This is a genomic window from Corynebacterium renale (assembly GCF_002563965.1).
Classification (GTDB): Bacteria; Actinomycetota; Actinomycetes; order Mycobacteriales; family Mycobacteriaceae; genus Corynebacterium; species Corynebacterium renale.
This window is the reverse complement of the sequence record NZ_PDJF01000001.1, coordinates 2,141,498-2,153,589: the sequence shown is the minus strand read 5'-3', so window position 1 is coordinate 2,153,589 and position 12,092 is coordinate 2,141,498. Positions and strand designations below refer to the sequence as shown.

The window sequence follows — 12,092 nt, the reverse complement described above, 5'->3', positions numbered from 1 at the left end:
GACACGGCCGGTTGGTCCAGCTCCGTTCCATAGGCCTGTAAGCGCGAAGAAAGGGCAGAGGGGATATTTCCCGCTCCGCCCTTTCTTGTGTGAATAAGAGTTCAGGTGTGCTTAGTTAGCCGCAGCCTTCTTCTTGGAGACGCCGGTGTAAATCTTGATGACACCGTAGATACCGAAGAGTGCCCATACCGCCTCAGTGATGAAGAGTCCGGGGTTGAACGGTTTGATCGCGGTGTAGGTGAAGCATGCTGCGCCAATGGTATTGAGCAGCTGGTAAACGGTGGAAGAGGCGCCTTCCTTGAAGAGCCCGAAGTTCAGTCCGCCGTAGGCGATGATGAACAGTGCGCCGCCGATGAGCGAAATGGGATCTGCTAATGGCATGGTGTTTCTCCTTTTCTAGAAATATCGGTTACGCGTTCGGGGCTTGTGGCATAGGGTCGAGGCCTTGGGCCTGGCGCTTCTTGCGGGTGCGGTAGATCTTGTACACGCCGTACAGGCCGATCAAGGTCCAGAGCGCTTCGGTAATGAAGACGCCAACGTTGAACGGTTTGATGCAGGTGTACGTCAAGAATGCGGCGCCGATAGCGTTTGCCCACTGGTAGGTGTAGTGCTCCGGGGTGAGTTTGCCCAGGTTGAGCAGGGCAAAGGCGAGGAGAAGTACAACGGACGCTGCCAGGGAAATCTCGGTCTGGAAGGGAAGCGTTTCTACTGCTTCTTCGGCTTCTTGGGCCAAGAGCACAACGTGTGGGTTCATCGTTGTGAAGTCCTTTCTTTTACTTGTGTACGCACTGTGGTGAAAAGTGGTGTGTTTTAGGTGGTCTTATCGTGGTGTGCCTCGTGGGTACGTGCCTCGGGGCGGGCGATCGTCGCAAGTGTGGGGAGCGACAGGTATTCGAGAGTGGGCTGGAGGTCCGTGGCTACCGTTTCGAAATCGGTGAGCGCTTCTTCTTGCTCGCGGGTGAGCATTCCCTTGTTCTGGAAGTACTGCAGGCGCGGGTAGCGGCCGGCAAGAAGGGTGCCCCAGTCCACGGCGAGGTCGAACTTGCCCTTGTCATCTGGGCCCTTGCCTTGCTGCGCGAAGTGCAGGATGTCTCCCAGAATGTCGCCGAGTTCGCGTAGGTCCTGGTCGACGCCGGGGACGGAACCGTCGTCCTTGTCGTAGGTGTCTACGCCACTGCGTGCTGGGCCCTCGCGGCGTGACCACCAGCGGTGCATGCGCAGCGTGTCGGTGGCCAGCACCGGATTGTTTACGGGCAGTCGTGGGGCGTTGGGATCGCCCATGAGTTGGCCATAGCTCATGCGGATGAACGTGTAGTACTTTTCAAAGCCAGGCTTCGTGCAGTACAGGCCCACGCCGTAGGCCTCGAGGTCTTCACTCATGAATTCCCAGCCCAGGTAGCGGGCGAATGCGCGCGGCTGGAAGTCCTCTGGAGCGGTGCCCGGGAGGCAGAAGCCAACTTCCTTGACGTAATCGCTGACGATCTGCAGCTGCTCTTCGTTGAGCGTCATGTCTTTGTGGAGGGGATACATCAGTTTCTCCTTAGATCATTTGCAGACGGTCGTAGTTGTCAAAGTCTTCGAACCAGCCACCGCGGCCCTTGCCGATGATGTCGTAGCGGTTGACGACCTCGATGCGCTCGACCCATTTGATGGAACGGAAACCGGTGGAGGTCTCCAAGCGCATACGCAGCGGTGCACCGTTTTTCACTGGTACGTCCTCGCCGTTGAGGGAGATGGCCACCAGGGTTTCGGGCTGCGTCGCTTCGGACATTGGCGCGGACTCGTAGTACCAGCCCTCCGGGTAGAGGGGGTCGTCGCGGCCCATCATTTGGAAACTCTTGAAGACCACGTCGGATGAGCCAGGTAGTGGCTTAACCATGTCGAGTAGGACATGAAGGGGGACGCCACCCCAGGTACCGATGGAGGAGAAGCCTTGCACGCAGTTGTGCATTGTGGTCTGTTCGTAGCCCTTGGCAATTTCACGCAACTCCGGTAGGGAGAAGCGCATCGGCTTCTCTACGAAACCGCCGATTTCGAGGTAGTAGACATCGTCATAGTTGTGCGAGACCATCGCTGCGTACTCATCGGTTTCTGGGGAGTGACCGGAGGCACGGAAGTGCTCGGTCTCCTTGCCACGGTCCTTGGACCATGCGGAGTTTGCGCGAGACGGCAGTTTGATGAGCTGGCGCGTCAATGGGCGAACTACAACGTTGTGCAGCTTCTCGATCAGGCGTGGCTTCTCCAAAGAGGTGCGCGTTGCAATCACGTGCAGCCAGACGACGAAAGCCAGCCCGATGGTGAAGATGATGCCGCCGGCAATGGGGGATTCCGTGTGGCCGAAGACCATCTTGGAGACTTCATGTCCATAACCGTGGGCAATGACCATCGCCACGTGAATGACGATGAACACCATGTAGATGACCAGCCCGAAAAAGTGCAGCGAACGGATGACCTGGCGGCCACCAAGAGCGCGGGTGATCTTCGGCCAGTGTTGGTTTACTGCTGGTGCCTGGAAGAAGCCGGTGAAGATCATGAACGCTGGCATGATCAGGATGATGAAGCCGTAGCTAAGCTGCTGGACAGCGTTGAACGGCATACCTGGCAGCGCCTCCGGGGTCTGGAATGCCAAGTACGTGATCATGTCATTGACCGCTTGCGGGAACACGTCCCAGCTCTGCGGAATGTAGCGCATGCCCTGGCCGGTGAAGATCAGGAGTGCGTAGTAGATGATGAAGCAGACGGTAAACCCGATGACTGCCATGAAGTGCCAGTAGCGTCCGATGCCAAGCAGGCCTTTGCCGGGCAGCGAGACAATCGGGGAGTAGTCCTCATACTCGGAGCCCACAGAGTAATACTTGTGCTTCGGCTTCGATTTGATGGTGAACTCGGCCCACTGTTTGCCTGCCGGCATGTGGACGGAGCGGTGGAGGCGGGGGAAGGTGCCAAGGATTTCAATACCGCTTCGGATGAAGAAGGTAATGAAGATGATGTTGACAAAGTGCTCGACACGCAGCCACCAGGGGAAATCATAAACCATATCCATGTGTGGTTCTCCTAGTCTGTAAAGCCTTGATCGTCGGGGTAAGCGACGAGCATGCCGTAGTTGACGGCCCAGTTCAGGAAGAAGTAGGCCAGAGATGCGATAGCCATGACGTTCCAGGTCGCGGCCAGATAGATAGACGCGCCGTTCCACACGTATGGGGCGTCGCCAAGCAGGCCACCGATGTAGACGATGAGTGCAGCGGCTCCGACGAGCGAACCGTAGTCCCAGATGCGCAGCGTGGTGAACAGTCCGAACAGGACGTAAATAGCAGCGAATGCGACAACGATCCACAGGGCGATGTCAGCGCCGGGGAAGGGGAGGTGGTCGCTGAGCGCCACACCCGCGGCAGTCGCGCCGATGACGGCAATAACCATGATGAGCACGGCTTTAGTCAGCCGCGGCAGGTTGATACGGATGTAGCGCAGGAATGGTGCTCGGGTCTTGCCGGGCTTCACATGCCGCAAAACGTCTTGCGTCGCGTTTGGCGTGCCCACGGCATTGGGTGCCGCTGACGCACCGTGCGACGACTCCTCAATGATGTTCATACAGAACCCTTCTGTAGGTGGGAGGCACCCCAACAACGGTTGGGATGAGATCGGGTGGACGCACCGGTACGCGGCGTGAAGCTGGAGTCCACCAGCTATCCACTGTCAGTGAGCAGCGTCTGGCGGTTCGTTTCCGACTCTGCTGTGAACGCTAACAGTATGAGGGGTTAATCATTTAATGTACGCCCGTACAAGAGCGCAGGTCACGGTAGATATTTACCTTTCGATAGGGTGATAGAAAAAGCGTGGATTCCGGGCGCGGGATTTGTGTCCTCACGCGGAGCGCGGCGAAAAAACTTGGCCTGAAGTGCGGTGTACGAACGTATCTACAGCTCGTCTCCGCCTCGCCGGTATAAAAGATGCCCGTACTTTTTGGCTGCTTATCGACGTTGCGAATTTTTTTTAGCCACACCGCGCAAAAGCCATGGCATATCCCCTCTTATGCTCGTGTGTACAGCGTGGACTAGGATTTCACACCATGACACCAGCTGAACTCTCCACCTTGATCCGTGACACCGCGGAAGCGGTCCTCACCGAACGTGACCTCGACGCCTCCGTCCTACCCGACGTAGTTACCGTCGAGCGTCCCCGCAACCCAGAGCATGGTGATTACGCCACAAACCTCGCTCTCCAGGTCGCGAAGAAGGCAGGTGTTGCTCCACGTGACCTTGCCAGCTGGTTGGCAGAGAAACTTTCCGCATCCGAGGCAATCGACGAGGCCACCATTGCTGGCCCCGGGTTTTTGAACCTGCGTCTTGCAGCGGCAGCGCAGGGCACAATCGTGGCCAAGATCCTCGAGGCAGGAGAGGCCTTTGGCAATTCTGACCTGTACGCAGGCACGTCCATCAACTTGGAATTCGTGTCCGCGAACCCAACCGGTCCCATCCACCTGGGTGGCACCCGGTGGGCAGCTGTCGGTGATGCATTAGGGCGCGTACTGCAAGCAAGTGGCGCCGATGTAACCCGCGAATACTACTTCAACGACCACGGCGAACAGATCGACCGATTCGCCCGCTCCCTCGTGGCCGCAGCCCTCGGTGAGCCCACCCCGGAAGACGGATACGGAGGGGCGTACATCCACGACATTGCCACCGCAATTACGGACAAGGACCCAGGCATCATTAACCTCGACCCAGCGCAGCGCCAAGAACGCTTCCGTGCAGAGGGCGTAGAGATGATGTTCGCCCACATCAAACAGTCGCTACACGAATTTGGCACGGACTTCGACGTCTACTTCCACGAAAATTCCCTTTTCGAATCCGGCGCCGTCGAATCCGCAATCGCACGACTCAAAGATAACGGCAACCTCTACGAAGCCGATGGGGCTTGGTGGCTGCGCTCCACCGACTTTGGCGACGACAAAGACCGCGTAGTTATCAAATCTGATGGCAACGCCGCATACATCGCCGGTGACATCGCCTACGCCGCAGACAAGTTCGACCGCGGCTTCGACCTTGCCATCTACATGCTGGGCGCCGATCACCATGGATACATTGCGCGCCTCAAAGCGGCAGCAGCAGCACTCGGCTACGCGCCAGAACGCATCGAGGTTCTCATCGGCCAGATGGTCAACCTCCTGAAAAACGGCCAAGCCGTACGCATGTCAAAGCGTGCAGGCACCGTTATCACGCTCGACGACCTCGTCGAGGCCATCGGCGTCGACGCAGCCCGCTACTCCATGATCCGCTCGTCCGTTGATTCCTCCCTCGACATCGACCTGGACATCTGGCAGGCCCAATCCTCCGATAACCCCGTCTACTACGTGCAGTACGCGCACGCTCGCCTGTGCTCTATCGCGCGCCGGGCACACGAGGCTGGTGTGAACGCTTATAACGCCGACTTGGCCCTGCTGGTCCACGACCGTGAAGGTGATCTCATCCGCACTCTGGGTGAATTCCCAGCCGTGGTTAAGGCCGCCGCGGAGCTGCGCGAACCGCACCGTGTGGCCCGTTACGCTGAAGAACTTGCTGGTGTCTTCCACCGCTTCTACGACAACTGCCACATTCTTCCGAAGGCCGGGGAAGAGGTGCAGCCACTGCACGGCGCACGTCTGGCTTTGGCCATGGCAACCCGCCAGACACTCGCTAACGCACTGCGTCTCGTCGGCGTCACCGCGCCCGAAAGAATGTAATGTGCGGCGGCCCGTTGGGGCCGGATGGTCGTCGAGAAGCATGGTTTAATGCAGGCTATATTTTGACGGTCCGGCCTCCTGGGGCTTTAATGAATCGGGTAAAAATTAGCTGGGCGATAACGTACAGCTACCTTGATAACTTGTTGACCACGCGCGATTACCTACGGCTGGATTCGCGTCTGACTACAGAAAGCACGCGACAATGGACTCCACCGTGGACTATGAATCCTTTAATGATCTTCCTGCCCACGTTTGGCCCAAGCACACGTGTCGTCAGGAAGACGGCGTGATCACCATTGCGGATGTCCCGTTACCGGAAATTGCAGAGAAATTCGGCACGCCCACCTACGTCGTCGACGAAGCTGATTTTCGCTTTCGCTGCCGGTCCATGGCGCAAGCCTTCGGCGGCGCGGACCACGTGCATTACGCTGCAAAGGCTTTTCTCACCCGTACCATCGCAGGTTGGGTGGAAGAAGAGGGCTTGAGCCTTGATGTCGCGAGTGTTAATGAATTACTCATCGCGGCCGCTGCAGATTTCCCTGCTGCGCGCATCACTGTGCATGGCAATAACAAAACACCCGTTTTCCTGCGTGAATGTGTCTCCCGCAAGGTAGGTCACGTGGTTCTGGACTCGCCGCAGGAGATCGAGGATCTCGCAGCGATTGCTGCCGAAGCCGGACACGTGCAACCTGTCCTTATCCGCGTTACCCCGGGTATTGAGGCACACACGCACGAGTTCATCGCGACCTCACATGAGGACCAGAAGTTTGGCATCTCTCTGGCTGCTGGTGACGCTCTAGACGCTGTTAAAGCTGTTCTCGCCCACGACTCTCTGCGTTTGGAAGGCCTACACTGCCACGTGGGATCGCAGGTATTTGACGCGGAAGGCTTTGGCCTGGCTGCCGAGCGCATCCTTGGCTTCCTGGGCGAGATTTTGGATACCTGCGGCCCCAATTTCCCTGGCGGGCGGGAAGCGTTGGCCACGCAGCTTTCCATCCTGGACTTGGGCGGCGGGTACGGGATTGCGTACACCGCGCAGCAACAGCCTCTTGATGTCGCGGCCGTCGCGGATGACCTGCTTGGCCGCGTTGCACAAGCAGCTTCCGATTACGGGATCGCGATGCCACACGTCATGGTCGAGCCAGGTCGTGCGATTGCAGGCCCATCCACAGCTACCGTCTACACCGTGGGAACTATCAAGGATGTCCCCGTAGGGGATGGGCAGCGTCGCCGCTACATTTCCGTCGATGGCGGAATGAGTGACAACATTCGTCCTGCTCTTTATGGTGCGGAATACGATTTCCGAGTCGCCTCCGGATTCGTTGAGGGAGAACCGGTGGAGGCCCGCATCGTGGGTTCTCATTGTGAATCAGGCGATATCCTCATCCATGATATTGAGGTTCCCGAGGGGTTGAAGTCCGGCGACATCGTAGGCATTCCGGCCACGGGTGCATACGGCTTTACTATGTCGAGCCGGTACAACGCGTTTGGACGCCCGGCGGTTGTCGTTGTAAATAATGGGCACGCCGAACTCATGGTGCGCAGGGAAACCGTGGAAGACATTTTGGCGCTTGAAGAGGGGAACTAACCTTCTGCAACGAGCGTGGGTGTAGTGGGCTAACCCCACCACACCTATTTTTATTCACGCTCATCGGGGCGGGGGATTGAGTATGTGCAGGGACTTCCCTGGGTTCTCGGTGTGAGTCATTCGGTGAAGGGCTATGTTATTGACCAAGAAACTCCCCGATATGAACCGCTTAGTCTATAGTCTTACAGTATCCACTTACTGGAGCTCTATTACGGTTCAGTAACCTGCGCGGGGGCGCTGAGCCCCCAGACATGGCGTATTGCCCGCGATGTGGTGAAAGTATTCGCAACGTACTAGAAGGAACTGGAAGAACATGACTGATTCGACAGCCGCAACTACCTTCAACCCCGGTAAAGGCGCCGGTGAGCCTGTTGGTATTGCTCTGCTCGGTTACGGCACAGTGGGTTCGGAAGTTCTGCGACTCATGCGGAAGTACGCTGACGAACTGGAACACCGCATCGGTGGCCCTCTTGAACTGCGCGGCGTAGCCGTCTCTGACGTGTCCAAGCCACGCAAGGGCGTGCCGGAGGGATTGCTTACCGACGACGCCCGCAGCTTGATTGACCGCGACGATGTTGATGTTGTCGTCGAAGTAATCGGCGGGATCGACTATCCACGTGAACTTGTACTCAAGGCACTGCGCTCTGGAAAGTCTGTTGTTACCGCGAACAAGGCACTCGTTGCCGCACACGCTGATGAACTGGCTGAAGCCGCGGATGAAGCGCAGGTTGACCTGTACTTCGAGGCAGCCGTCGCTGCAGCGATTCCGGTTGTCGGAGTGCTCCGCCGCTCCTTAGCAGGCGACCAAATCAACCGTATCTCTGGCATCGTCAACGGCACGACCAACTTCATCCTGGACGGCATGGATTCCACGGGGGCGTCGTACGAAGACATGCTTGCAGAAGCAACCCGGTTGGGATATGCCGAAGCAGATCCTACCGCTGACGTCGAAGGGCATGATGCCGCCTCGAAGGCTGCCATCTTGGCTTCGTTGGGCTTCCACACCCGCGTGAAATTTGATGACGTCTACTGCGAAGGCATCAGCCGCATCACCGCTGACGATATTGCTGCCGCTCAGGAAGCTGGACAGGTGATCAAGCTCCTAGCTATTTGCGAACGCATCGTTGAGCCAGACGGAACTGAAAGCGTTGCTGCCCGTGTACATCCAACCCTGGTTGACCGGGCCCACCCCTTGGCATCGGTTTCGCAATCCTATAACGCAATCTTTGTAGAAGCAGAAGCTGCAGGTAATTTGATGTTCTACGGTAACGGGGCCGGCGGCGCGCCCACCGCATCCGCTGTGCTGGGCGACATTGTAGGCGCTTCCCGCAACAAGGTCCACGGTGGACGTGCACCGGGAGAAAATACGTACGCAAACCTTCCTATCGCCACGTTTGGTGAGGTTCCAACTCGCTTCCACATCGACATGCGTGTACAGGACCGGGCAGGAGTGCTTGCCGACCTCACCGCGATCTGCGCGCGGAACAAGATTTCGTTGCGTACCGTCCGCCAGGAGGAAGGCCACGATGGTGCCCGCTTGATCTTGGTAACGCACACTGCACGCGAGGAAGACCTCGAGCGCACAGTCCAGGAATTGAGCGCATCGCCTGCAGTCCTGGGTATTAACTCCGTGTTGCGTCTGGCAGACTAGTAGCCACGGATTCTTTCACGACGCGGAGCCTAGAAGGAGCACAGTCATGGCTATCGAGTTAGAGGTAGGGCGCAGCTGCACGGTTACTGTCCCCGGTTCGTCGGCAAACCTGGGGCCAGGTTTTGACACCTTAGGTCTGGCCTTGGAGATTTACGACACCATCGAGGTCACCGTCACCAGTGGTGGCTTGGACATTGAAATCCATGGTGAAGGCGAAGACGACCTCCCGCGCGATGCTTCCCACTTGGTAGTCAAGGCAATCCACGCAGCGTTATCGGCTGCAGACGCCGTAGCCCCCGGCCTGCGCGTTGTGTGCCATAACACCATTCCGCAGTCGCGCGGCTTGGGTTCGTCGGCAGCGGCGGCAGTGTCAGGTGTGCTTGCGGGTAATGCGCTTGCAGGTGGACCGCTAGATAACGAGCGCCTGGTACAGCTGGCGTCCGCTTTCGAAGGCCACCCCGATAACGCAGGAGCCTCGGTTCTGGGTGGGGCGGTTGTGTCATGGACAGAGATTCCCGTCGACGGCCGTTCTCAACCGGTATACCGCGCGGTTAATATCCCCGTCGATTCATCCATTCGTGCCACGGCGCTGGTCCCGAATTTCCACGCCTCCACGGATGCCGTTCGCCGCGTCCTTCCTAGCCACGTCACCCACACGGATGCGCGTTTTAATGTATCCCGTACCGCAGTGATGACGGCCGCGCTGAGCAACCACCCCGAACTGCTGTGGGAAGGTACCCGTGACCGTCTCCACCAGCCGTACCGTGCTGACGTTCTGCCAATCACCGCCGAGTGGGTAAATCGTCTGCGTAACCGCGGTTACGCAGCATTCCTTTCGGGTGCCGGGCCCACCTGCTTAGTACTTTCTACTGAGCCTGTAGCCCCAGAGCTTCTCGACGAAGCCCGCGCCGCCGGGTTGGTCGTTCATGAGCTGGCAGTAGCAGGACCGGCAACGGTCACCGTGAATTAAGCAAACGCGTTTTTAGAAAGCCCACGCCCAGCCGTGGGCTTTCTGGTGTGGTTAATCTTCGTCCGTAGAAGTCCCGGGGCCGTCGAGCTCAATAATGGAGAATTGTCCCTCGGCCAAGTAGGTGCGGAGATCTTTTTTGTCGAATTTTCCCACGCTGGTTTTGTCGATGGAGTCGACAAAGGTCCAGTATTCGGGCAACATCCACGCTGGGAAGACGGCGCGCATTTCGTCGCGAAGCTTTCTTGCGGTTTCTGCGGTGTGGGGAATCCCTTCGTGAAGTACGGTGACTGCTAGGGGGCGCTGGCCCCATTTCTTGCTGGGGTATCCGATGACGGCGCATTCGATAACCCGGTCGGAGTTCATGATGAGGTTTTCCAGCTGCGCAGAATAAATCCATTCACCGCCGGAGCGGATTGCATCACGCGAGCGATCATGGACGGTAAGGAAGCCGTCGTTCGTGACTGACCCCATGTCGCCGGTGCGTAACCAGCCGTCGTCGGTCATGTATTTGGCAGTGACTGCGGCGTCGTCGACTCGTTTGCCGCGGAATGTAGAGGCCAAGCCGTCGTCGTGGCCTGCGGGGGAGTCGTAGTAGCCATTGGTTACTAGATTGCCGCGGACTTGGATTTCGCCAGCGTTGCGGTCGGTACTTCCTACAATGCGACCGTCAGCGACCACGCGGTATTCCAGGTGTGCGGGGAAGCGCCCTTGGCTTTCCCGATAGGCCTGACGTGCCTCGCCGGATACTCCTGCTGGTGGGCGCGCCACGGTGCCGACAGTTTGGGTCTCCGTCATACCCCACACTTGGATAACGTCCACGCCGTAGCGTTCTTCCCACATGTGAATCAATGCCGGTGGCGCTGGCGAACCGCCCACGAAAATTTCCTGCAACGACATGCGTGGTGGAGGTGTGTGGAGGTAGTGGACCAACAGTTGCATCCACAGGGTTGGGACGCCATGGGCCATGCGTGGGTGCAATGTGGTGATGGCTGCGGACAGAGCCTCGGGGGAAGTATCGCGGCCCATGAATATCAGGGGCGCACCGACCATGAATGCTGCGTAGGGGACACCCCAGCTCAGGACGTGGAAAATGGGTACTCCGCACAGGAATGTTTCGCCGCTTTCTACGGCCAGCGAATCAGTGGCCACGAGTGTCATGCTCTGCAGGTATAGCGAGCGGTGCGAATAGACCACACCCTTCGGTTGGCCGGTGGTTCCCGTGGAATAGCACAGTGCTGCCGGTGAGTCTTCGGGTAGCACGGGCCACGGGTACTCGGTGGGGCGACCGTCGAGGATTTGTTCGTACGCTGCGACGTCGATATCGCGCGGGAAGAGCGCGCGGTCTTCCGCCGATACCGCTACCCCAGAAATAATGACTGAGCGCACCTTTGGGCACTGCCCGACGATGCGGGCGAGGTGCGGGACTAATTGCTTATCGACGAGCACAACTTCTGCTTGCGCATGGTTGATACTGTGAATCACTTGGTCTGCCAAGAGCTGGTGGTTCAGGGGCGTGAAGACGGCTCCCATGCATGGCACCGCCAGCATGGCTTCGAAATGCTCGGCCGTATTGAACATGAGCGTGGCAACCGTATCGCCGACATTAATCTTGCACCGCTGCTGCAAAGCCCACGCTAGTGCGCCTGCACGTGCTTTCACCGCAGCAAACGTGGTCGTGCGTGCAGAATCGTGGCACCACGTTGTCACTTTTGTAGCGCCATGAACCGTCCCACCATAATTCAGAATGCGGGTCATAGACAGTGGAACGTTGTGCATCGTCGATTGCATACCCCACACTCTACTGAACCTGTGAGGCAGTTTTGCGCGTGGTCTAGGTGAGGGTAAATATCGTGTCTTTGCGTCGCGTGCGCTACACTAATGGGCAGGTCGATTCGCGACTGTTATGAGACAGCGGCCTAGGGGAGAAAATAGTGCTGGTATCAACGCGCACTATTCCACCATTGCAGCCGAGTCTTACATGCAGCTACCGAAGTGCACACCGTGCCTGTTTCTGCTGGATACACCGAATGCGCACACGGCGCACACCGTGACCAGCAATGAGGTAGGAGGCTGTTCGTGATGGCCTCCATAAATCGATATATGCCCGCGGTCTGAAGCTTGGGCACTATGAACGTATTCGCGTTCCAACTTCACCGCGGAAATA

At 58.1% G+C, this 12,092-nt stretch carries 10 protein-coding genes; 4 read left to right on the top strand and 6 right to left on the bottom strand.

What is annotated here, in order from left to right:
* Nucleotides 1-111: 111 nt before the first annotated feature.
* The 5 genes from ATK06_RS10090 to ATK06_RS10070 are packed head-to-tail and all read right to left on the bottom strand — an operon-like array spanning nt 112 to nt 3,588.
* Nucleotides 112-381 (bottom strand): CBU_0592 family membrane protein, encoded by a 270-nt coding sequence (locus tag ATK06_RS10090; RefSeq protein WP_048380541.1) that lies wholly within the window; start codon nt 379-381, stop codon nt 112-114.
* A 28-nt stretch (nt 382-409) separates the two neighbouring features.
* On the bottom strand, nt 410-754 hold the full coding sequence (locus ATK06_RS10085) for a CBU_0592 family membrane protein (RefSeq protein ID WP_231913493.1): 345 nt from the start codon (nt 752-754) through the stop codon (nt 410-412).
* Nucleotides 755-810: 56 nt separating this feature from the next.
* Complete coding sequence (locus tag ATK06_RS10080) at nt 811-1,530, bottom strand: hypothetical protein (RefSeq protein ID WP_048380543.1); 720 nt, start codon at nt 1,528-1,530, stop codon at nt 811-813.
* A gap of 10 nt (nt 1,531-1,540) precedes the next feature.
* On the bottom strand, nt 1,541-3,043 hold the full coding sequence (locus ATK06_RS10075) for a molybdopterin-dependent oxidoreductase (RefSeq protein ID WP_231913494.1): 1,503 nt from the start codon (nt 3,041-3,043) through the stop codon (nt 1,541-1,543).
* Between the two features lie 11 nt (nt 3,044-3,054).
* Complete coding sequence (locus ATK06_RS10070; protein WP_048380545.1) at nt 3,055-3,588, bottom strand: hypothetical protein; 534 nt, start codon at nt 3,586-3,588, stop codon at nt 3,055-3,057.
* A 478-nt stretch (nt 3,589-4,066) separates the two neighbouring features.
* Between ATK06_RS10070 and argS the strand changes: the two genes are divergently transcribed.
* From argS to thrB, 4 genes are all read left to right on the top strand, one after another.
* Nucleotides 4,067-5,719: an arginine--tRNA ligase gene (gene argS, locus ATK06_RS10065; protein WP_098389291.1), complete on the top strand. Its 1,653-nt coding sequence runs from the start codon at nt 4,067-4,069 to the stop codon at nt 5,717-5,719.
* Between the two features lie 202 nt (nt 5,720-5,921).
* Nucleotides 5,922-7,307 carry a diaminopimelate decarboxylase gene (gene lysA / locus ATK06_RS10060; RefSeq protein WP_098389290.1) on the top strand — a complete coding sequence of 462 codons (1,386 nt, stop codon included), beginning with the start codon at nt 5,922-5,924 and terminating at the stop codon, nt 7,305-7,307.
* A gap of 313 nt (nt 7,308-7,620) precedes the next feature.
* Nucleotides 7,621-8,958, top strand: a complete 1,338-nt coding sequence (locus ATK06_RS10055) for a homoserine dehydrogenase (protein ID WP_098389289.1) — start codon at nt 7,621-7,623, stop codon at nt 8,956-8,958.
* Between the two features lie 46 nt (nt 8,959-9,004).
* Nucleotides 9,005-9,928, top strand: coding sequence for a homoserine kinase (thrB, locus tag ATK06_RS10050; protein WP_048380547.1), 924 nt, complete (start codon nt 9,005-9,007; stop codon nt 9,926-9,928).
* A gap of 51 nt (nt 9,929-9,979) precedes the next feature.
* Here thrB and ATK06_RS10045 read toward each other — a convergent pair whose 3' ends face one another.
* Nucleotides 9,980-11,716 carry a long-chain fatty-acid--CoA ligase gene (locus ATK06_RS10045; protein ID WP_098389288.1) on the bottom strand — a complete coding sequence of 579 codons (1,737 nt, stop codon included), beginning with the start codon at nt 11,714-11,716 and terminating at the stop codon, nt 9,980-9,982.
* Between the last annotated feature and the right edge of the window lie 376 nt (nt 11,717-12,092).